Source organism: Streptomyces liliifuscus, assembly GCF_016598615.1.
Lineage (GTDB): Bacteria > Actinomycetota > Actinomycetes > Streptomycetales > Streptomycetaceae > Streptomyces > Streptomyces liliifuscus.
This window is the reverse complement of sequence record NZ_CP066831.1, coordinates 38267-59407: the sequence shown is the minus strand read 5'-3', so window position 1 is coordinate 59407 and position 21141 is coordinate 38267. Positions and strand designations below refer to the sequence as shown.

The window sequence follows — 21141 nt, the reverse complement described above, 5'->3', positions numbered from 1 at the left end:
GTTCCAGGTACCGCCATCACCGTCGACCCGTCCCGACCGTCGGACCAGCAACGGGAAGCGCTCCCTCCTGGTGACCGGCAACATGTGTCCCTCGCGTCATGGCGCTTGGTCTTCTCTGCGAGGACCAGGCCGAGCACTTTGAGCAATCGGCCGGTCGGCCAGAGGAAACAGACCGGCGTCAGGCGCGAGCCGTCGGCTGCCCAGGGACTACACGTTGCCCCACGCCGTGGGCGTGGCGACCGGCAGCCCGGAATGGCGTGGCGGTCGTCATTCCCCTTCGCAGACGCCCTCGACGGCGACCTTCTGGTACAGGTGCGGGTAGGCGACGGTGCCGACAGGGTAGCCCTCCAGGTGAGAGGCGAACTCCGGCGTGCCGAGCGCTGCACGGAGGTGCTCGGTCGATTTCCAGACCGCGACGTTGGTGAACAGCCGGCTGCCGCCGATGCCCCGGTACAGCTGCACCGAAAGAAGGCTCCCCGACTTCTTCATGTACTCCGCGTCGTCCGTCCAGGCGGCCACCACCTCGTCCTCCTTGCCTTCCGGGGCGACAAACGTGTTGATGATGGTGACCGGGCCAGCCTTCACCTTCTGCTGGTCGCGGAAGTGGGTGGACCCGTCGAGATTGCCGAAGTTGAGCATGATTCCTCCATGAACTCGAGAGGGGAAGTGGGTCTACGAACCCACAGAGATTCAAGTGATTCGGGACCGCAAGGCGGCCAATTCCATCACTAGGGCTTGTAAGTGACTTGCGATCAATGGTCGGTCCGGGGGAGGGGCTGCGCCGTTGTTGCTTGTGCGGCCCGTTCGTGGTGTGGCCCTCGGGCGTGTGCTGTCAGGTGTTGTGTTTGTGGAGGAAGTTGGTGGTGAGGTGCAGCCATTCGTCGGTTCGTTCGAGCATGGGGAGGTGGCCGGTGGCGATGTCGGCGAGTTGGGCGTGGGGGATGGTTTCGGCGAGGTGGCGGTGCAGGGCGGTGGAGACGAGGCGGTCGTCGGTGGTCGAGATGACCAGGGTGGGGGCGGTGATGGCGGTGAGGTCGTCGCGGACGTCGAGTTGGCCGACGAGGTCGGTCTGTTCGGAGGTGCCGTCGGCGGTGGCGGCGGCGACGTGGTCGAGGGTCTGGCGTAGTTGTTCGGCGGGCATGGATTCCAGTGCCTGGGTGCCGAGGGCCATCATGAGCTGGAATTCGGCGAGCAGTTCGCGGTCGCCGGATGCGGCGATCTTGCTCCAGACCGAGGAGGCGAGTGCGAGGCGGTTGTCGCGGTGCGGGAAGGCGGCGGTCAGGACGAGTGCGGTGACGCGCTGGGGGTGGCGGGTGGCGGTGCGGATGGCGACGGGGCCGCCGAGGGAGTAGCCGGAGACGGCGAAGCGGTCGAGGCCTTCGGCGTCGGCGGCGGCGATGAGCTGGTCGGCGAGGTCGTCGAGGGACAGCGGGGTGGTGGAGCGGGGGGTGTCGCCGCTGCCGGGGTAGTCGATGCCGACGACGGTGTGGCGGGCGGCGAGTGCTTCCAGGACGGGGCCGTAGGTGCCGGCCAGGCTGCTGCCGGCGCCGTGGGCGAGGAGCAGGCCGGGGCCGGAGCCCAGGCGAGTACGGGCGAATGTGGGTGCGGTGAGGTTGCGGGGTGACATGGGCCTCTGCCTTTCGAATGCGTCGACACGCAAGAATCATCCAGTGCGTGTGATTACTTCCTCAGGTCTATCACACGGTACGTATGATTGCCGCCTGTGACGTCAATCACACATGCCGTATGATGTGCGGGTAGGTGGTGGCATGAAGCAGCCCCTCCACCGCCGTCAGCCGACTCCGGGCACCCGCGCGTACAGCGCACCCGCAACCGCGTCCTGGCGGTCGCGCGGGAACTGCTGCCTCAGGTCGGACCGGCCGGGCTGACCTACGCCCTGCTGGCCGAGCAGGCCGACGTCACCCGCCAGACCCTCTACCGGCACTGACCGACCAGGGCCACGCTGCTCTTCGCCCTCGTCCTCGAAGGCCCCGACCTCGGCACCTGCCCTGAACCGGGCAGCGACGTGCGTGAGGTGGCCACCGCCTGGCTGAAGAGCCTGCGCACCGGCGTCAGCGTGCCGGCCGTGCGAGCCGCGGCTCTGGCCGTCACCGCCCAGGCCGACCACGACCCCGACAGTGCGCGGGCGCTCGTCCGCATCGGCGAAGACCGCTACGTCGGCTTCAACAAGCTACTGGAGCCTTCGGGCATCCAGATCAGCGACGACGAGTTCACCCTCCTATACGGGCCCGTCCTCGCCCGCCTCTTCCTCGACCGCGGCCAGGTCACCGACACCTTCATCGACACCGTCGCCACCCAATGGCTCACCACCCTGCAGCACGCCAACACACCACAGGATTCCCCGCAGTAGTCACCGAGAGGTCCTGACAGAGGCCAACCGGAACAACCGCGTACAGGCCACGAAAACGGACTCGTGTCAACCCGGCATCGCCCTCGTCGAGTTGAGGCCCTGGTACGAGGTTCTCGAAGGCGCGGGCGTTGAGGGGCGTGGAACCTCGAGAACAGGCGGGACGACATCCGCACCGTTGTATCGCTGCTTCAGCTGCACCCGGTCACGGCGTACGCACCCAAGACCTGACCACCCACTCCTGACGGACCCGTCCGAGTCAGTCTCGCGTTCGTGGTACGGGTCAGGTGGCCGCGCCTGGCCTTCCGCGTCAGCTTCCTCAGTACGGCGGCCGGGGCGGCACTGAATCTGGAAGAAGCCGGAGACCGCCTCGGGAAGCGGGCGTCAGCCCGGCGACTCGCTTCATGGAAGCTTCATGCGCTGAGCGGTACGTGCTTTATGGGGCGGCTGTTGTCTGGCGGTCATGCACGTACTCCTCGTCCCACCGGTGGACAGCGTTGATCACCCTGCTGTGCGGCACCTGACGACGGCGGTTGACACTGCGCTGTCCGGCTCAGTTGCGATCGGCGCGTTCCTTCGCCCGGGGTCGGCCAAGCACGCGGACTCCGCTGGGCAGGAGTGCGGCGATGACGCGCTGCATGAAGGAACCTCCGGTCTGTTCACCAGGGTGGGGGCAGCGGCGGCGTTGCTCGTTGGTCCGCCCCACAGCCGACGGTCGGCCGGCGCGGCCACGTCGGCGCCAGGGGGTTCCCGCGCATGAGCGCCGGATCGACCTGTTGGCGGCGATTGGCCCGGCCGAGCAGCGACTTGGCCGCTTGCGCTCCCCGATCGGCCTGGACCGCGCCCGCGCCCGCCCGAGGAGAGAGCGGTCTCCATTGCAGCGGGGTCCTGCGCGGGCCCGACCCGGCCTAGCGACGGCGCCGTGACGCACGCACATACGACCTGACTCGCACACAGAATGAAAAGGGGAACTGGAAATGAACCTGGGACGGAACATCTCGCGTCGAAGGATGATCGAAGGAGCATCGGCTGCGGCGCTTGTCACGGCTGCGGCGGCCACGGTGCCTGCTGCCATGGCCAGTCCAGAGTCGGCAGTGTCCGGGCCGGGGCTGCCGAAGGGCAACTGGCGTATCGATACCCACGCGCACTACAGCCCGGACGTCTACAACGACTACCTGCAGCGCTACGGTCTCCTCGGCGCCATCACCGGGGCGTACGGTCCCTGGTCGGTCGACCGGCACCTGGCCTTCATGGATCAGTATCGGATCCAGGCCAGCGTCCTGTCGTTCGGCGACCTCCAGGTCACCGTCGGCCCGGTCGACGACCGGCGTGCCACCGCCCGCGCGGTCAACGACTGGGCCCGCGACCTCGTGCAGACCCGTGGTGACCGGTTCGGGATCTTCGCGGTCACCCCGATGCCCGACATCGAGGGTTCGGTGGCCGAGGTGGACCGCGCACTCGGTGAACTGGATCTCGACGGCATCTGCCTGCTCACCAACTACAAGGGCACCTACCTGGGGGACCCTTCGTTCGCGCCTCTGTACGAGATCCTCAACGACCGCGGTGCCTACGTCTACGTCCACCCGACGGGTCCGGAGAACAACCCGGCTCCCAAGCTCTGCTTCGGCCCCGACATCCCGGCCGGGAACAACGTCTTCGAGTACAACTTCGATGCGACCCGCGCGATGACAAGCCTGATCTACAACGGTGTCCTGCGGGACTACCCGAACATCCGCTGGCACTTCACCCACAGCGGCGGGGCACTGCCGTTCCTGGCCTTCCGGCTCGCGACCCGGCACTCGGCCTTCCCGCCGTTCAACGAGGTGCTGCCCGAAGGCCCCCTCAAGTACATGAAGCGGATGTACTTCGACAACGCACAGGCGTTCACCGCCGCGCAGCTGCAGCCGCTGTCATCGCTGGTGCCCGACAGCCACATCATGTTCGGCAGCGACTGGCCGGCGACCCGGCATCTCTACGCGGCCGACAACGTCGAGACGATGCCCTTCCTCAAGGGCAGCCTGCCGAATCTCAAGGCAGGCGACCCCGAACCGACCGTCGACGAGATCTACAGCCGGCGCCAGCGGATCGCTCTCGAGCGGAACAACGCCCTGGAGCAGTTCCCGAAGCTGAAGGCGCGTATACGCCGCGCCGGCTCGCGCTGAGCCGCGACCGCGAGCCAAGTCCGCCGCCCGCTGCCCCGTCGACGGGGCAGCGGGCGGCGATCTGCGTAAAGGTCAGCGCGGCCGACGGAGGGGCCATCGACGGGAATCGACGTCGCTTGCGGGGCGAACGCGGCCCGCAGGACGGGGAAGCCGGTTTGCGCAGGTCCGCTTCGTCCGTGGCGGGTCGTCGCTCCTGCCGCAGCGAGACCACCGCGGCAATCCAAGCCCGGCTCCTGTGGGCGGTGCCGGGGCAAGCCAACCTTCTCGTGCATGCCAGGCCGTGCACCGGGCTGACGGCATCGGCGTGGAAGCCGTGAACGCCTTGGTGGCTTCAACCGTGTGTCTGCCACGGTCTCACTCTTGTGGTGTGTTCCACAGCTCCCGGCGTTCGGCCCATCGCGGTTCGCAGCGCACGAGGGGACACGTGGGGCCTTCGGCGTGACTCCGGGCGCCGCTGCAGGAATGGGCGCCGGCGGGAGGGCCGGCTTCATGGAAGCTTCATGCGCCGAGTCGTACGTGCCTTATGAGGCGGCTGTTGCCTGGAGGGCATGCAGGCCTTCCTCGTTCCGCCATCGACCGCCGTTGATCACCATGCTGTGCGGCACCTGACAACGGTCGCGCATACCGCGCTGTCCGGTTCCGTCGTGCTCGGCGCGCTCCTTCATCTGGAGTCGAGCGGGCACGTGGATCCGGTGGGGCACACGCTCAGCGAGTACGCGCTGCATGAAGGAACCGCCGGCCTGTTCACGGCTTGTGTGGGGGCAGCGGCGGCGGGGTCGGCGGCGTTGCTCGCGGGTCTGCTCCGGAGCCCATTGCCGACCGGCACTGCAGCACCGGTTGCCTTGAGCGTCGGCTGCGCCGGACTTGTGCTCAGTGCCGTCTTTCCCACCGATCCGAAGCACGGTGTCTCGTCGCTGGGCGGATTGGTGCACCGCTACGCGGCGGGAGCTTCGCTGGCCGCGCTTCCCGCGGCCGGTCTGCTGCTGGCCCGTGGTCTGCAGCGGCATCCTCCGCTGCGCGAAAGAGCCCGACGAGTACGGCATCTGTCCTGCGCGAGTTCGGCAGGAGTGCTGCTCTTCTTCGCCACCCACGTGAGCGCGGCCCGCCCGGTCACGCCGATGACCGGGCGGGTCTCCCGGCTGCTCGGGCTGACCGAGCGCACGGCACTGGGACTGGAAATGGCGCTGCTGTTGGCCATGGTGAACACGCTGCGGGGCGGGCGAGGTCGGTGACGATCATGCTCGCCGCCGTCCTGGCCGTCTTGGGCGCGTGCTGTTACGCGGTAGGTGCCAAGCTCCAGCACGAGGCCGTGCGGCCGCGGCGTGGAGACGCGAGCGCGTCCCCGTCACTTCGGGTCCTCGTGCGGTGTCCGCGCTGGTGGGCCGGACTGGCAGTGCTGGGGGTGGCCACCGCGCTGCATGTCGGTGCCCTGTGGCTTGCTCCGGTCACCGTGGTGCAGCCGCTGGGAGTGACCGCTGTCCTGGTGAGTGCGGTGTGGGGGCTGCGAGCACGCAGGGCTCACCTGACCACGACCATGGGACTCGCGCTCGTCGCCGTGGTCGCCGGGGCTGGGATGTTCGCTCTGCTCGCCGCGCGCGTCACCGAGCCCACGCAGGTAACGGCGGCGGCCCAACTGTGGGCGGGGCTGCTGGTCTCGCTGGCAGTCCTCGGCTGCAGTGGACTCGCGGTACTCCTGCGCGGTCGTGGACGGTTCCTGGTGCAGGCAGTCGGTGCCGGGATCGCGTACGGCTGTATGCCCGTGCTGATCCGGGCCGCAAGTGAGGAGTTCACGTCGAACGGCGTGAGCGCGGCGCTGGGCGGCACGCTCGGCGGCCTGACACTGGCCGGCCTCGCGGGCTGCTGGTTGTCCCAGCGTGCCCTGGCCGCCGGACCGCCGGAGGTCACTCTCGCCTGTCTCACCGTGGTCGACCCGTTCGTCGCCGTGGTGCTCGGCGTCGGCGTGCTCGGCGAAGCCCCCGGGCTGTCACTCGCAACCGTCGTCGCCGGACTGGCCTGCTGGACGCTCGCGGTCGTGGGTGTGCTGCAGCTCTCCCGTGCCACCCCCTTCCCTCATCTCACCCCAGGCCGGCAGTCGCCAGGCCGTTCCTCAACACGTCAGGAGTACGTCATGCACAATGCCCATCCCCGTCCGCAGACCATCGTGATCGGCGCCGACACCTTCCCGCCCGATGTCAACGGAGCGGCCAACTTCGCCCAGCGGCTCGCCGAGGGGCTCTCCGGCCGCGGCCACGACGTCCATGTGATCTGCCCGGCGACGGAGGCCGGTGCCGGGACCATCATGGAGAAGGGGATCACCGTGCACCGGCTGGCCTCCCACCGCACTCCGTTCCACCCCACCTTCCGCGTCTGCCTGCCCTGGCAGGTCGCCCGGTCCACCGCCCGGCTGCTGGAGGTAATCCGTCCCGACGTCGTGCACATCCAGTCCCACTTCGGCGTCTGCCGGAGCCTGGCGACCGCCGCGCGCCGACGGGGGATACCGGTGGTGGCCACGAACCACTTCATGCCGGAGAACCTCCTGGGCTACACCCGGCTTCCGGCCCGACTCGCGGGCGCGGCCTGCCGGTTCGCCTGGCGCGACCTGGTGCGCGTGTTCCATCGGGCCCGCGTGGTCACCGCGCCCACCCCCAGGGCCGTACAACTGCTGCACGACAACGGTCTGGCCTCCCCGGCCCAGGCCGTCTCCTGCGGACTCGACCTGGAACGCTTCGCACAGCCGACGAAGAACCATGACGAGGCGGGCACCCGCGTGCTGTTCGTCGGCCGGCTCGACGAGGAGAAGAACGTCCACGAACTGCTGCACGCACTGGCGCTCCTGCCCCGGCATCTCGATGTGCGAGGCGAAATCGTCGGTAAGGGCTCCTGCCGACGCGCACTGGAGGATCTGGCGGACGAGCTCGGCATCCGGGACCGGGTAACCTTCCACGGCCTCGTCAGTGACCAGGAAGTTCTGGACGCCTACGCCCGCTGTGACATCTTCTGCATGCCCGGCACCGCGGAGCTGCAGAGTCTGGCCACACTGGAAGCCATGGCCGCGGGCAAGCCCGTCGTCGCGGCCGACGCGATGGCCCTGCCTCACCTGGTCCACCCCGGCCGCAACGGCTACCTCTTCCCGCCCGGTGACGTGCGCGCCCTCGCCGACCGCCTCATGGAACTGCTCGACGACCCTGCGGCCCGGCGCCGGATGGGCGAGGCAGGCCGGGAGATCGTCACCGAGCACGACATCCACCGTACGCTGGCCACATTCGAGGCCCTCTACCTCCACGCCGCCGGTCACCCCGCGGCCAAGACGACCCTCCCCCTTCCCCTCCCCACCTCGGCGATGGAAAGCGAGCACGATGAGTACGCAGCGCGTTCTGGTCGTCGATGACGAACCCAAGATCCGCATGACCGTGCGCGGCTACCTGGAGGCGGACGGGTTCCACGTCGTCGAAGCCGCGGACGGACCATCCGCCCTGCAGGCGGTCACCCGTGACAGGCCGGACCTCGTGGTCCTCGATGTGATGCTCCCCGGGCTGGACGGATTTCAGGTCCTGCGCCGCATCCGGGAGGCGAGCCAGATCCCGGTCATCATGCTCACCGCCCGGGACGAGGAGGTCGACCGGCTGATCGGCTTCACCACCGGCAGCGACGACTACGTCACCAAGCCGTTCAGTCCCCGCGAACTGGCACTACGGGTACGCGCCATCCTGCGGCGCACCGACAGCCGCCCCGAGGCGGCACACGAGGACGCCGCGCTGCGCTTCGACGGGCTGACCGTCGATCCCGAGACACGGACCGTCCTCGTCGATGCCGACCGGACGGTGGAGCTGTCCGCTCTCGACTTCGATCTGCTGTTCGCGATGGCCCGAGCCCCTGGGAGGGTCTTCACCCGGCGCGGACTGCTGACCCACGTGTGGGGCGAGGACTTCTTCGGCGACGAGCGCGTCGTGGACGTACACATCCGCACTCTGCGGCGCGCACTGGGCGACGAGGCGAGCGCACCCCGTTTCGTCGGCACCGTCCGCACCATCGGCTACCGGTTCGTCGGGCGCCCCGCCTGACGGCCAGGAAGGACACCCAGCCATGCCACCCCCCGGCTTCCCGGCCTACCGCACATATCGTGCGCGGCTGCGCCGAGTCCAGCAGCGGATGTCGCTGCGCAACCGGCTGGTGCTCTCGCACGTCATGGTGCTCCTCCTGGCACTGGCGGCCATGGCGGCGATCAGTGCGCTGATCGAGGTGTGGCTCGGGCTGGACGACATCGAAGGCGACGTGGTCCTGCAGATCGGCCTTTTGTTCGGACTGGCCGCGGCTTTCCCGGCGTCCGTCGCTCTGTCCCGGTTTCTGCTGCGTCCCCTCGACAGGGTGCGCGCCGCCACGCGCCGGCTCGCCGAGGGACACTACGACGACATCCTCGAACTCCCCAGCGAGCCGGGCCTGGCCGCGCTGGTCGAAGACGTCAACACGCTGGCGGCAGCCCTCGCCGACACCCAACGCCGCCGCGCCCGGCTCATTTCCGAGGTCGCCCACGAGATGCGGACCCCCATCACCCTCCTACGCGGCCAGATCGAGGGCGTGGCCGACGGCATCTTCATCCCCGACGAGGCGATGTTCGCCTCCCTCGCCGACGACCTTCACCGGCTGCAACGCCTGGCGGGCGACCTCTCCAGCCTGTCCCGGTCGGAGGAGGCCGCCTTCGATCTTCACCGCAAGCCCACCGACGTGGCCACGCTGGCACGGGCCACAGCCGAGCGACTGCGCCCCCAGTACGACGACCAGACGGTAGCCCTTGCCGTGGACGCAGGCACACCAGTCGTCGCCTTCTGCGACCCGGACCGGGTCACCCAGGTCCTGGTGAACCTGCTCGGCAACGCACTGGCCGCATGTGATTCGCATGGGCACGTGGCGCTGTCCGTGCACACCGAACCGTCTCCCGGCCACCATGTGATCGTCCGCGTCATGGACGACGGCACCGGCATCGCCGAACACGACCTCGAGCGCATCTTCCACCGCTTCGAACGCCTCGAACATCCCGGCCGACCCGCTGCCGCCGGCGGCAGCGGCATCGGCCTGACCATCGCCCGGGGCATCGCCCGAGCCCACGGCGGAGACATCACCGCGGAATCCGCTGGGCTGGGCAAGGGAGCAACGTTCACCTTGCGCCTACCGCAGGAACCCGCCCCAGAGGGCGGCATGTCTCAGGATCCCGCTGACTCCATCGACCCACCGGCCCCGGAGCGGCGGTGATGAGCAGGTCGCGGTCGTGAAGGACGCCGAGCAGTGCGCTCAATGCACGTCGCCGACCTCCGCGACGGCGAGGGCACGTGTGTGGCTGCCGTGGCGTGTGACACGGCCAGTGTCCCGGGAATCGCTCGGTCCGCAGACCTTCCCCGTGCGCGGTCAGCAGACCCCACTGCGCGTGAGCGGGCGTCGGACGCTCCTCGGGCAGGGAGGTGTCCTGAGTTTGTACGACGACCAGCAGAGGAGCCGAGCGCCGACCCGGCTGAAGGCCATGGCCGTCGGCGTCAACAGTTTGGACCACGGAGTCCGTTGCGGCCGGCTGCAGCGCTTTTTCCCCGTGACCTTCCCCGTCACTCTGGGATCGGAAGCGGTCGGCATCGTCGACCGGGTCGGTGAGGGCGTCACCCGCATCTCGGTCGGGGACGGGGAGTGGACGCCAGCGTGGAGAGCCGGCTTCATGGAAGCTTCATACGCCCAGTGGTACGTGCTTTATGAGGCGGCTGTTGCCTGGAGGGCATGCAGGTCTTCCTCGTCCCGCCATCGACCGCCGTTGATCACCATGCTGTGCGGCACCTGACGACGGCGGTTGACATCGCACGGTCCGGGTCCGTCGGGCTCGGCGCGCTCCTTCATCTGGAGTCGAGCGGACACGTGGATCCGGTGGGACACACGCGAAGTGAGCACGCGCCGTATGAAGGAACCGCTGGCCTTTTCACGGCTGGTGCGGGGGCAGCGGCGGCGTTGCTCGCGGGTCCGCTCCACAGCCGACTGCCAGCAGCACCGGCTGCCTTGGGCGTCGGGCGCGCCGGACTCGCGCTCAGCCGTAGATCTGCTCGTGAGCCCGACGCCGTCGCCCGACCCGGACACGGCGGGGCGGAACTTCGAACTGACGCTCACCGGCCCCGAGGCCAAGTGGCCGATCGTCGGACTGTTCAGTTCCCGATCCATCCCTGGTAAGCCGTCTGGCCGAGGTGCGCTCGCCCATGGTCTCACCAGGTGGGCGAGGCGCAGGCGGCTCCATGGAGTCCGAGATGAACCGCGTAACGATCTGAAGGAACGTGAGAGTGGAACAGACCATGATGGCGGTCCGCCTGTTCGAGCATGGCGGGCCCGAGGTGCTCAAGTACATTGAGGCGCCGATTCCCGAGGTCGGCCCCGATGACATCCTGATGCGCGTGCATGCCACGGCTGTCAACAGCTGGGACCTGCGCTACCGCTCGGGCAACCTGCCGCAGCCCCTCCCAGGGCGGCCGCCGTGGCCTGTGCCGTTCCAGCTCGGCCGGGACGCGGCTGGTGAAATCGTCGCCACCGGCGAGAACGTCACCACGTGGCGCCCCGGCGACCGGGTGGTGCAGCTTCCGCACCCGCCGTGCCGTAACTGCGCCCTGTGCGTCCGCGGGCTCGAAAACCTGTGCATCGACACCGCCTACCCCGGACACCAAGTCTTCGGCGGATACGCCCAGTACGTTGTGCGTCGCCAGGACGCGATCCTGCCCATCCCCGACGGCGTCGACTTCGAGACAGCCGCAGCCACCATGTGGACCTACACCACCCCGCTCAACTGTGCGCGGCAGGCACCTGTCGGTCCCGGCGACACGGTGGTCATCACTGGTGCCAGCGGCGGGATGGCGATCGCCTGCGCACAACTGGCGAAGCTGAGCGGAGCCACCGTCATCGGCACGACCACCAAGCCGGACCGCGACGAAGCGCTCAGGAAGCTCGGCTACGACCACATCGTGCACTCCACCGATCCCCGACTGCCGGCACGGGTCAGGGAGCTGACGCGCGGTCTGGGCGCCGACGCCGTCTGGGACTGTGTCGGCGGCAACGACTTCTTCCAGCTCTCCCTTTCGTGCATACGCCTCGGCGGCACGGTCATCGTCCTGGGCACACCGACCGACCAGGGATCCCGGCTCGAGCTGGACGCACTCGCCCTCATTGGCGGGCAGGTGAGGATCGCCAGCGTACGCGGCGCGACCCTGCGGGACCAGCAGCTGTGCCTGGAACTGCTGGCGGACGGAAAGATCGACCCGATCATCGACCGGGCCTTTCCTCTGGCAGAGGCAGCCCAAGCCCACGCATACCTGGAAAGCCAACGACAGACCGGCAAAGTGCTTCTCCTGCCATGACACCCGGGTCGATTGCTGACGCCTGCGGAAGGCGCGTTGAGCACGCCGTCCTCGTCCCTGGCCGGAACTCCAGTGACTGGAGAGATGGGGGTCAAGGGGGCGCAGGTTGAATTCCTGTCGGCGTCAATCAGGAGGACAAGCCCGCCCGATTGACGCCGACAGGTGACTGTCCAAGACGCCCCGAGCCGCCCGCCGTCCTTGGCCATGCCTGGTCGCGGGGTTGACTCGGGGCGTTCGGTGTCGGGCCCCTAGCCCCGATGAGCTGCTGTCGCGCATGCAGAACATGTTCGACCTGAACCTCTTCGACAGAAGATCAAGAAGATCCTGTCGGAGTACTTCGCCGATACTTCTGGATCACCACCAGCGGCAATTTCTCCGACCACGCACTGACGAACGCCGTCCTCACCGGGGCGCGGGCCACATCCTGTTCTCCGTCGTCCATCCCTATTCGGACAACGTCACGGGGGCCGACTGGATCGAGAGGGCGCCCATCAGCGAACTCGACCGCCGCAAGATCGCACATGGCAACGCGTGCTCCCTGTTCGGCCTGGGCTGACGCGAGCTGAACGTGTCGTGTGATCGGAACGGTCGACCGGTGCATCGGGCAGGTGGGGGAGGGGCGGCAGGCGAGGGTCGCCGGTGGCGATGGGTTCACGGTGATCGCATCGGGGGGCGGGACCCTGCCGCACGTACCGCCGCCGGTGGCATCCCGCTGAGGTTGAACGGGGCTGCGGAGGGGGGCGGCCCGACTCGATGGTTGCGTATTTTGCCGGCGGTCCTGGTCCACGCGAACGGCTTCGGGGTCGCTCCTGGGTTGAAGGGAGCGCGAGTGCGGGTAAGAGAGGTTCTGTCAGTGGGCCTTGGGCGGGGTGAGTCCGCTCGCGAGTCCCTCCATCGGGTCCTGCACTATGTCGATGATGCTGGGCCCGGGCTGGGCCAGGACGTCGTCGAGTGTGGCCGGAAGGTCGGTGTCGCGGGTGACACGCGCTCCGTATCCACCGAGCATCCGTGCGAATGCGGCGAAGTCCGGGTTGTCGAGGAAGACGCCGGAATAGCGCTCGTCGTGGGCCAAGCGCTGCCGGTCGCGGGTGTTGCCGTAGGCGAAGTTGTTGACGACCAGATTGACCACGGGAATGCGCTCACGCACGCAGGTCTCGAAATCCTGGGCGACCATCCAGAAACTGCCGTCCCCGCTCAGCGCGACGACGCGTTCTTCCGGCCGGGCCAGTGCCATCCCCATCGCCGCGGGCAGGCCCCATGCCATCGCCCCGCCCGGAGAGCCGTAGTGGCTGCGTGCCCGGTCGAAGCCCACGTGACGCAGGATCCAGTGCCCGAAGGTGTGGACGTCCTGGATGAGGACCAGGCCGTCGCGGTCGGCGAGCCGCTGCACAACCTCCGCCGGTGCGGCGGAGGACACGGTCTCAGAGGGAGCCGGCAGCGGGGGCAGAGCGGCCGCGTCGGACGCGAGACCGACGCGGGGCGGGTATATCCGGCCGAGCTCGACCGGGGCGATATCGACGTGCACCAAGTCCGCCTCGGGCGGCACAAGTGTCCACCGCTTCGTGGTGAACTCGGAGAACCGGCATCCCAGAGCCACCACGAGGTCCGTGTCGCGCAACGCCTGCTCGGACTCATGAACCGCGTGGCGCCGCACATCGCGGACGACCCCCGCGAGATGGCACTCATCGACGCCCGCTGCACGGCGTTGTGAATGCGTACGCGAATTCCGTGCGCCATGAATCCAAATCGGCGTTCCGTGGCGCTACAAAGTAAATTCGTGCACCTTCCGGTCAATTGGGACCGTAAACGTAATGAACACCACCTCCATGTTTGCAATCCCAACGCAAATTTGTTCTTGAATCTTTAAGGATGCTGGGTATTGTCGGCCGCATGGCTCACAAGATCCAGCGGTGGAGACACCGGCTGCTCGACCTTGCCGAACTGGTGCGCGCCCCCGCGGCTCTCAGTGTCCCCGGCGACGTGCTCGTCGGGGCCGTCGCGAGCGGGCGGCCGCTCGGCCCGCGCACGCTGGGCACCATGGGCTCGTCCGTCTGTCTCTACTGGGCGGGCATGGCCCTCAACGACTACGCCGACGCCACTCTGGACGCCGTCGAACGACCGGGGCGGCCGATTCCTTCCGGCCGAATACCCCGCCGCACCGCCTTCACCACCGCATCGGCCCTGACCGCCGCGGGACTCGGGCTCGCCGCCCTCTCGGGCGGACGGCGGGCCCTGCGCACAGCGGTGCCCCTCGCGGGTCTGGTGTGGGCGTACGACCTCGCCCTCAAGAACACTCCCGCCGGACCCGCCGCGATGGCCGGGACTCGTGTCCTGGACGTCCTGGCCGGGGCGCGCACCCCGACACCCGCGCTGCCCGCGGCCTTCGTGGTGGGTCTGCACACCTACACGGTCACGACGCTGAGCCGCCACGAGACGACTGGCGCCCCCGCCGCCGTGCCGGCCGTATCGCTCGCCGCCAGCACGGTGGCGAGTCTCTGCGCGGCGGTCACGGCCCCTACGGCCGGGCGGACCTCACGCCTCGGTGCCGCCGCGGGAGCGGTCGGTTATCTCGTCACCTTCGGGTCCGCACAGGTCCGCGCCCTGGGCGAACCCTCCGCACCGAACATCCAACGGGCCGTCGGCGCAGGCATCCTCGGGCTGATGCCACTGCAGGCCGCGCTGACCGCGGGCGCCGGCGCTCCCCGGGCCGCCGCCCTGCTGGCGGCCGCCCACCCGATCGCGCGCCAACTGGCGCGGAAAGTGTCGCCGACATGAGCACCCACGGCGCAGGCGGGGTGCCGCGCCCGGACGTCACGGACCTGCGTTTCGGCTACGGCACGAACGGTTTCACCAACCACCGTCTGGACGATGTGCTCCGGGTGCTGGCCGACCTCGGCTATGACGGTGTCGCGCTCACGCTCGACCACGGCCATCTCGACCCGTACGCCGACGATCTGCCGCGGCGAGTGGACCGGCTGGCCCGTTCCTTGGACGACCTCGGGCTGTCCGTGACCGTCGAGACAGGCGCGCCGTATCTCCTCGATCCCTGGCACAAGCACATCCCCACTCTCATGTCGGAGTCCGGCACCGAGCGGCGGGTGGACCTGCTGCGGCGCGCGATCCGGATCGCCGCCGACCTCGGGTCGCCCACGGTCCAGGTGTGCAGCGGTCCGCCTCCGGCCGGTCTCGCGGAGGAGCTCGCCTGGAAGCGTCTGGCGATGGGCTGCGAGGCGGTGCTGGAGACTGCGACGGAGTTCGGGGTCATGCTGGGCTTCGAGCCGGAGCCGTACATGTTCGTCGACACCGTCGAGCGGTGCCTGAAGTTGAGGGAACTCCTCGGCGGGCACGAGCGGTTCGGCATCACCTTCGACGTCGGCCACGCCCACTGTGTGGAGGACGCCCCGGTGCTCGACTGCCTGCGGCACGCCGCGCCGCACCTTGTGAACGTGCAGGTCGAGGACATGCTGCGCGGTGTCCACGAACACCTCGAACTCGGCCGGGGCGAGATCGACTTCCCGCCCCTGCTCGCCGAACTCGCCGCGCACGGACACCGCGGACTCGTCTCGGTCGAGATCCAGGGCAGCTCGCTCGACGCGCCCGAAGTGGCCCGCCGCTCCCTGGACTTCCTGCGCACCGCTCTGGCTGCCGGTACCGGTGCCGGCAGCACGCGTTCCTGATCCGCGCTCCCTGCCGCGGAGTTCGGCTACACCCAGTCACCCCACCCCCCAACTCCCCTCGGCCCGGTGCGCGAAGGCACACCGTCCACCGTTCGGGAGACGCACCAGGAGGTGCACCTTGCCCGACCGGCCGACTCCACTCACCCTCCCGGACCTCGCCCCCGATGCGCGGGCCTGGCTCGACACCGCCACCGCGCGCATCGCCTCCGACCCGCACGCCGTTCGAGCGGCCTTCCCGGCCGCCGCCAGGCGCTGCGGCAAGGCGCTGGCCGACCAGGTGCGGGCCGCGCTCCTGCTCGCCCTTCCCCTGCGGGGCTCCGACCTCGCGGCCGAGGTCACCGGCCTCTACCGGCACGGGGACGCCACCGAGCAGCGGGCCGTGCTGTACGCCCTGCCCCTGCTCGACGCCGCCGACCCCGACCTCGGCGACCGCGCCCTGCCCGTCACCCGCGAGGCCCTGCGCAGCAACGACACCATCCTCGTCGAAACTGCCCTGGGCCCCTACGCGGCCCGGCACTTGGACGCCGACGCCTTCCGCCAGGCCGTACTGAAGTGCGTGTTCTGCGAGATCCCGCTCGACCGGATCAGCGGACTCGCCGAACGCATGGACCCCGAACTCATCCGCATGCTCACCGACTTCGCCCGGGAGCGGATCGCCGCGGGCCGCCCCGACCCGACCGACATCACCTCCCTGACCGGCCCGACACCCCAAGCGCCCCCGAGAGACGAGCGCGTATCCGAAGGAGCCGCGTGATGCGCATCTTCGACCCGCACATCCACATGACGTCCCGCACCACCGACGACTACGAGGCTATGTACGCGGCCGGGGTCCGCGCCCTGGTGGAGCCGGCGTTCTGGCTCGGCCAGCCGCGCACGACCGTCGGCGCGTTCACCGACTACTTCGACTCGCTGCTGGGCTGGGAGCCGTTCCGCGCGGCCCAGTTCGGCATCCAGCACTTCTGCACGATCGCCCTCAACCCCAAAGAGGCCAACGACCCACGCTGTCTGCCCGTCCTGGACGAGCTGCCGCGCTATCTCGCCAAGGACCGGGTCGTCGCGGTCGGCGAGATCGGCTACGACTCGATGACGAAGGAGGAGGACGAGGCACTGGCACACCAGCTGGAGCTGGCGATCGAGCACGAACTGCCGGTGCTCGTGCACACTCCGCACCGCGACAAGGCCGCCGGCACCCGCCGAACCCTTGATGTCGTCCGCGAGTCCGGCATCGCGCCCGAGCACGTCCTCGTCGACCATCTCAACGAGCTGACCGTCGCCATGGTCAAGGAGCGCGGCAGCTGGATGGGCTTCTCGATCTACCCGAAGACCAAGATGAGCGAGGACCGGATGGTCCGGATCCTGCGGGAGTACGGAACCGAACGGGTTCTCGTCAACTCGGCTGCCGACTGGGGTCGCAGCGACCCCCTCAAGACCCGCAAGACCGCCGACGCGATGCTCGCCGACGGCTCCTTCGACCAGGATGCCGTGGACGAGGTGATGTGGCGTAACCCGGTCGCCTTCTACGGGCAGAGCGGCCGTCTCGACCTGGACGACGTGCCGAAACCCGACGACTCGGGGCTCTTCGAGGGCAACTCCGTGCGACGCGGCGGAGAGTGACGAACCGTCATGCGATTGCACCACCGGGACGGTACGACCGTCCACCTCGCCTACTGCAGCAACGTGCACACCGCCGAGACCCTCGACGGCGTAGTCGCCCAACTCGCCGAGTACGCCGAGCCGGTGCGCAAGGAACTCGGCGCCGACCTCCTCGGCATCGGCCTGTGGCTCGCCCACGACGTCGTCACCGAACTCGACGACCATCCCGCAGCCCTCACCCGCCTCCGCGACGAACTGGCCCTGCGCGGCCTGGAGACCGTCACCCTCAACGCCTTCCCCTACGAGGGCTTCCACCGCGAGGTCGTCAAGAAGGACGTCTACCTGCCGGACTGGGCGGACGACAGACGCCTCGACTACACCCTGGCCTGCGCACGAGTCCTGGCCGCTCTCCTCCCGGACGACGCTGTACGCGGGTCCGTGTCGACCCTGCCGCTCGCCTGGCGCGCTCCCTGGCCGCGCGCACGGTGGGAGCGGGCCCACCGGTCCCTGGACCGGCTCACGACAGGCCTCGCCGCCCTGCACCGGGAGACCGGGCGCCGGGTCCAGGTGGCGTTCGAGCCGGAGCCGGGGTGCGTGGTGGAGAACACCACTCAGGCCGTAAGGGAGTTGGGCGGACTCGATCCCGACTGGCTCGGTGTCTGCCTGGACACCTGCCACCTCGCCGTCCAGTTCGAGGAACCGGCGGCGGCTCTCGCCCGGTTGGCGGACGCCGGGCTGCCGGTGGTCAAGGTGCAGGCCTCGGCCGCTCTCCAGGCCGACGTCCCGGCCGACCCCGCGGCCCGGGCGGCGCTCGCGGGCTTCGCCGAGCAACGCTTCCTGCACCAGACCCGGGCACACACGGCCAACGGCGTACGCAGTGTCGACGACCTCCCCCAGGCCCTGGCCGGTGAACTGCCCGACGACGCGCCCTGGCGGGTCCACTTCCACGCCCCCTTGCACGCAGCCGCCGAGCCCCCACTGCGTACGACCGTGCCCGTGCTCTCGGACGTCCTGCAAAGACTGCTCGGCGGGCCCGAGGCGCTGTGCGACCACATCGAGGTCGAGACATACACCTGGAACGTGCTGCCGCCCGGGTTGCGACCCACGGATCCGGCCGGGCTCGCCACCGGCCTTGCCGCCGAACTGGCCTGGACCCACCAGGAGTTGACAGCACTCGGTCTGACGCCCGGCCCTCTGAGCAAGGAGACCTCCGCATGACTGCCCCCGCCAAGCCTCTCGTGGTCCTGGACATCGTGGGCCTCACGCCCCGGCTGCTCAAGCACATGCCCGCGGTTGCCGCGCTCGCCGACCGCGGTTTCCAAGCCCGCCTGGGCACCGTCTTGCCCGCAGTGACCTGCTCGGTCCAGTCGACCTTCCTCACCGGCGCCCTGCCCCGAGAGCACGGAATCGTCGGCAACGGCTGGTACTTCCGCGACGTCGGCGACGTACTCCTGTGGCGGCAGCACAACCACCTCGTCGGCGGGGAGAAGCTGTGGCACACCGCCCGGCGCTCACGCCCCGACTTCAAGGTCGCCAACATCTGCTGGTGGTACGCCATGGGCGCGGACGTCGACTTCACCGTCACCCCACGGCCGATCTACTACTCGGACGGCCGCAAGGAGCCGGACTGCTACACATATCCGCCCTCCCTGCACGACGAACTCACCGACCGTCTGGGCCCGTTCCCCCTGTTCACCTACTGGGGCCCGAACGCCGGTCTCCCCTCCAGCCAGTGGATCCTCGGTGCCGCCCGCCAACTCTTCGACGAGCACCGGCCCGACCTCAGCCTCGTCTACCTCCCGCACCTCGACTACGAGCCGCAGCGCACCGGTCCCGACTCGCCCGAGACCGCTCGCGCGGCACGCCAACTCGACGACGCCATCCGCCCGTTGATCGACCACCTGCTCGCCGCGGGCGCCACCGTCGTAGCCCTCAGCGAGTACGGCATCGCACCAGCGGACCACCCGGTGGACATCAACCGCGCACTGCGCGAGGCAGGTCTTCTGGAGGTCTACACACAGGACGGCATGGAGTACCTGGACCCGTGGACCTCGCGCGCCTTCGCCGTCGCCGACCACCAGATCGCCCATGTCTACGTCCGGGACCCGGCCGACCTCGCGAAGGCCACCGAGATCGTCGCGGGCCTCGACGGCGTCGCCGAACTCCTCGACGAGGACGGCAAATCGGCCCACGGGCTGGACCACGAGCGCTCCGGCGAATTCGTCGCGGTAGCCGAGCCCGGCGCCTGGTTCACCTACTACTACTGGCTGGACGACGACCGCGCCCCGGACTTCGCCCGGCAGGTCGAGATCCACCGCAAACCCGGCTACGACCCGGCAGAGCTGCTCTACGACCCCGATGTCCCGGCCCTGAAACTGCGCGCCGCGGCCCAGATCGCCCGCAAGAAACTCGGGTTCCGCTACCGCATCCGCACCGTCCCGCTGGACCCGTCCGGGGTGCGCGGGACCCACGGCAGGCTCCCCGACAACCCCGAGTACGGTCCGGTCCTCCTGTGCTCCGAACCCGCCCTTCGCCAAGGCGAGTTCGCGGCCACAGAAGTCAAAGACCTGCTGCTGCGCCTCGCCGACCTTCCCGCTTCCACCGGCGCCACCGCCCGGGACACCGCCGACAAGGGAGACGTTGACCGTGTCTGAGACCGCCCTGCCCACACTCCCCATGGACCGCACCACCCTGCTCGACCCGCCCACCGCATACGCCCGGCTGCGCGAGGAGAGCCCCGTGAGCCGCATCGCTGTGTGGGGCGGCAACACACCCTGGCTGGTCACCCGGCACGAGGACGCTCGCGCCGTCCTCGCCGACCCGCGCTTCAGCTCCGAGAACATCCGCGAAAACTTCCCCGGCCTGCAGCCGACCCCGCCGCCACGCACCCCCGGCCAGCTCTTCGCCATGGACCCGCCCGACCACACACGGCTGCGCCGAATGCTCATCCCCGACTTCACCTTCCGCCGCGTCGAGGAACTGCGTCCGGTGATCCGGACACTGACCGACTCACTGATCGACGACCTGATGGCGAAGGAGCCGTCCCGCGCCGACCTGGTGGAGCACTTCACGCTGCCGCTGCCCCTGCAGGTCATCTGCGAACTGCTCGGCGTGCCCTACGTCGACCGGGAGTTCATCCACCGGCAGGCGGCCGCGTTCGCCACCGTCACAGACGGGCCCGAGGCAATGCGCGCGGGCTGGGCCGCGCTGTTCGGCTACCTCTCCGAGCTGCTGGCCGCCAAGACCGCCGACCCCGGCGACGATCTGATGAGCCGGCTCGCGACGGACCGTGTGGCCACCGGCGAGGCAACCGCGGCTGAGGCGGCAGGCATGCTGGTGCAACTCCTCATCGCGGGCCACGAGACGACCGCGAGCATGCTGTCGCTCGGAGCGGTGACACTCCTGACCCACCCCGGCCAACTGACCGCACTGCGCGCCGACCCGGCGCTGGTGCCGGGCGCGGTGGAGGAACTGCTGCGCTACCTGACCGTGGTCCACATCGGCATGCGCCGGATCGCCCTGGAGGACGTCGAGGTGGGCGGCGTCACCATACGGGCCGGCGAAGGGGTGGTCGTCTCACTCCAGGCCGCAAACCGCGACCCGCGAGCCTTCCCGGACCCGGACACCTTCGACATCACCCGCGATGCCCAGCACCACCTGTCGTTCGGCCACGGCCCGCACCACTGCCTGGGCCAGTCGCTGGCCCGCGCCGAACTCCAGATCGCCCTGCCCGCGCTGTTCCAGCGGCTGCCGGAACTGCGTCTGGCCGTGCCCGCGGAGGAGTTCGCCCTGCACGGCAGGGCCATCCACGGCGTAAGTGAACTGCTCGTCACCTGGTGAGAGCGGAGTAGCGGTCGAGGGAGGCCGGGCTCGCTGGCCTCTCTCGACCGTCTCCACGTGATTGGGTTCGGTCAGCAAGACGGTCCTAGCTTCTTGCTCGGGTTGAGCGAGCGATTCGTGGGGTTGGTTCG

The 21141-nt window shown here is 69.4% G+C and carries 19 protein-coding genes; 16 read left to right on the top strand and 3 right to left on the bottom strand.

The genetic code is table 11. From position 1 onward, the window contains the following. Nucleotides 1-267: 267 nt before the first annotated feature. Entirely contained in the window at nt 268-639 is a 372-nt protein-coding gene (locus JEQ17_RS00265) for an antibiotic biosynthesis monooxygenase family protein (protein ID WP_200393252.1), read from the bottom strand. Between the two features lie 193 nt (nt 640-832). Beyond that, complete coding sequence (locus tag JEQ17_RS00260) at nt 833-1627, bottom strand: alpha/beta fold hydrolase (protein ID WP_200393251.1); 795 nt, start codon at nt 1625-1627, stop codon at nt 833-835. 213 nt (nt 1628-1840) lie between these two features. On the opposite strand from JEQ17_RS00260, the gene JEQ17_RS50785 reads away from it, so the two are divergent. The 9 genes from JEQ17_RS50785 (at nt 1841) to JEQ17_RS00220 (ending at nt 11900) form a co-directional block, all read left to right on the top strand. After that, the gene (locus JEQ17_RS50785; protein ID WP_407700133.1) at nt 1841-1948 is read left to right on the top strand and encodes a TetR family transcriptional regulator; all 108 of its coding nucleotides are present in this window, start codon (nt 1841-1843) and stop codon (nt 1946-1948) included. A gap of 78 nt (nt 1949-2026) precedes the next feature. Next, on the top strand, nt 2027-2371 hold the full coding sequence (locus tag JEQ17_RS49745) for a hypothetical protein (protein WP_234047958.1): 345 nt from the start codon (nt 2027-2029) through the stop codon (nt 2369-2371). A 1070-nt stretch (nt 2372-3441) separates the two neighbouring features. Beyond that, nucleotides 3442-4530 carry an amidohydrolase family protein gene (locus JEQ17_RS00250; RefSeq protein WP_200393250.1) on the top strand — a complete coding sequence of 363 codons (1089 nt, stop codon included), beginning with the start codon at nt 3442-3444 and terminating at the stop codon, nt 4528-4530. Nucleotides 4531-5126: 596 nt separating this feature from the next. Continuing rightward, nucleotides 5127-5762: a DUF998 domain-containing protein gene (locus JEQ17_RS00245; RefSeq protein WP_200393249.1), complete on the top strand. Its 636-nt coding sequence runs from the start codon at nt 5127-5129 to the stop codon at nt 5760-5762. Between the two features lie 5 nt (nt 5763-5767). After that, nucleotides 5768-7918 carry a glycosyltransferase gene (locus JEQ17_RS00240; protein ID WP_200401215.1) on the top strand — a complete coding sequence of 717 codons (2151 nt, stop codon included), beginning with the start codon at nt 5768-5770 and terminating at the stop codon, nt 7916-7918. After that, the gene (locus tag JEQ17_RS00235) at nt 7887-8591 is read left to right on the top strand and encodes a response regulator transcription factor (RefSeq protein WP_200393248.1); all 705 of its coding nucleotides are present in this window, start codon (nt 7887-7889) and stop codon (nt 8589-8591) included. Before JEQ17_RS00240 ends, JEQ17_RS00235 begins: the two co-directional genes overlap by 32 nt. A gap of 22 nt (nt 8592-8613) precedes the next feature. Continuing rightward, nucleotides 8614-9777, top strand: a complete 1164-nt coding sequence (locus JEQ17_RS00230) for a sensor histidine kinase (RefSeq protein WP_234047957.1) — start codon at nt 8614-8616, stop codon at nt 9775-9777. Between the two features lie 217 nt (nt 9778-9994). Beyond that, entirely contained in the window at nt 9995-10348 is a 354-nt protein-coding gene (locus JEQ17_RS00225) for an alcohol dehydrogenase catalytic domain-containing protein (protein ID WP_234047956.1), read from the top strand. Nucleotides 10349-10835: 487 nt separating this feature from the next. Then, nucleotides 10836-11900, top strand: coding sequence for a quinone oxidoreductase family protein (locus tag JEQ17_RS00220; protein ID WP_200393247.1), 1065 nt, complete (start codon nt 10836-10838; stop codon nt 11898-11900). 850 nt (nt 11901-12750) lie between these two features. Here the strand turns inward: JEQ17_RS00220 and JEQ17_RS00215 are convergent. Beyond that, complete coding sequence (locus tag JEQ17_RS00215; RefSeq protein WP_267924730.1) at nt 12751-13554, bottom strand: thiamine pyrophosphate-dependent enzyme; 804 nt, start codon at nt 13552-13554, stop codon at nt 12751-12753. Between the two features lie 236 nt (nt 13555-13790). On the opposite strand from JEQ17_RS00215, the gene JEQ17_RS00210 reads away from it, so the two are divergent. The 7 genes from JEQ17_RS00210 to JEQ17_RS00180 all read left to right on the top strand — a co-directional run bounded on the left by JEQ17_RS00210 (nt 13791) and on the right by JEQ17_RS00180 (nt 21010). Continuing rightward, nucleotides 13791-14675 carry an SCO3242 family prenyltransferase gene (locus JEQ17_RS00210; protein ID WP_200393245.1) on the top strand — a complete coding sequence of 295 codons (885 nt, stop codon included), beginning with the start codon at nt 13791-13793 and terminating at the stop codon, nt 14673-14675. Next, nucleotides 14672-15577: a sugar phosphate isomerase/epimerase family protein gene (locus JEQ17_RS00205; RefSeq protein WP_200393244.1), complete on the top strand. Its 906-nt coding sequence runs from the start codon at nt 14672-14674 to the stop codon at nt 15575-15577. Before JEQ17_RS00210 ends, JEQ17_RS00205 begins: the two co-directional genes overlap by 4 nt. 118 nt (nt 15578-15695) lie before the next feature. Next, complete coding sequence (locus JEQ17_RS00200; RefSeq protein WP_200393243.1) at nt 15696-16331, top strand: EboA domain-containing protein; 636 nt, start codon at nt 15696-15698, stop codon at nt 16329-16331. Further along, nucleotides 16331-17191 carry a TatD family hydrolase gene (locus JEQ17_RS00195; RefSeq protein ID WP_200393242.1) on the top strand — a complete coding sequence of 287 codons (861 nt, stop codon included), beginning with the start codon at nt 16331-16333 and terminating at the stop codon, nt 17189-17191. The genes JEQ17_RS00200 and JEQ17_RS00195 overlap by 1 nt, the downstream gene beginning before the upstream one ends. A gap of 9 nt (nt 17192-17200) precedes the next feature. Beyond that, nucleotides 17201-18388: a metabolite traffic protein EboE gene (gene eboE / locus JEQ17_RS00190; RefSeq protein WP_200393241.1), complete on the top strand. Its 1188-nt coding sequence runs from the start codon at nt 17201-17203 to the stop codon at nt 18386-18388. After that, complete coding sequence (locus JEQ17_RS00185) at nt 18385-19824, top strand: alkaline phosphatase family protein (RefSeq protein ID WP_200393240.1); 1440 nt, start codon at nt 18385-18387, stop codon at nt 19822-19824. The genes eboE and JEQ17_RS00185 overlap by 4 nt, the downstream gene beginning before the upstream one ends. After that, on the top strand, nt 19817-21010 hold the full coding sequence (locus tag JEQ17_RS00180) for a cytochrome P450 (protein WP_234047954.1): 1194 nt from the start codon (nt 19817-19819) through the stop codon (nt 21008-21010). Before JEQ17_RS00185 ends, JEQ17_RS00180 begins: the two co-directional genes overlap by 8 nt. The last annotated feature ends 131 nt before the right edge of the window (nt 21011-21141 follow it).

Bases quoted from the DNA above. Each gene is read 5' to 3' on its own strand.
- JEQ17_RS00265 (WP_200393252.1), bottom strand. From the start codon at position 639: ATGCTCAACTTCGGCAATCTCGACGGGTCCACCCACTTCCGCGACCAG.
- JEQ17_RS00260 (WP_200393251.1), bottom strand. From the start codon at position 1,627: ATGTCACCCCGCAACCTCACCGCACCCACATTCGCCCGTACTCGCCTG.
- JEQ17_RS00250 (WP_200393250.1), top strand. From the start codon at position 3,442: ATGGCCAGTCCAGAGTCGGCAGTGTCCGGGCCGGGGCTGCCGAAGGGC.
- JEQ17_RS00240 (WP_200401215.1), top strand. From the start codon at position 5,768: ATGCTCGCCGCCGTCCTGGCCGTCTTGGGCGCGTGCTGTTACGCGGTA.
- JEQ17_RS00235 (WP_200393248.1), top strand. From the start codon at position 7,887: ATGAGTACGCAGCGCGTTCTGGTCGTCGATGACGAACCCAAGATCCGC.
- JEQ17_RS00230 (WP_234047957.1), top strand. From the start codon at position 8,614: ATGCCACCCCCCGGCTTCCCGGCCTACCGCACATATCGTGCGCGGCTG.
- JEQ17_RS00210 (WP_200393245.1), top strand. From the start codon at position 13,791: ATGGCTCACAAGATCCAGCGGTGGAGACACCGGCTGCTCGACCTTGCC.
- JEQ17_RS00205 (WP_200393244.1), top strand. From the start codon at position 14,672: ATGAGCACCCACGGCGCAGGCGGGGTGCCGCGCCCGGACGTCACGGAC.
- JEQ17_RS00195 (WP_200393242.1), top strand. From the start codon at position 16,331: ATGCGCATCTTCGACCCGCACATCCACATGACGTCCCGCACCACCGAC.
- eboE (WP_200393241.1), top strand. From the start codon at position 17,201: ATGCGATTGCACCACCGGGACGGTACGACCGTCCACCTCGCCTACTGC.
- JEQ17_RS00185 (WP_200393240.1), top strand. From the start codon at position 18,385: ATGACTGCCCCCGCCAAGCCTCTCGTGGTCCTGGACATCGTGGGCCTC.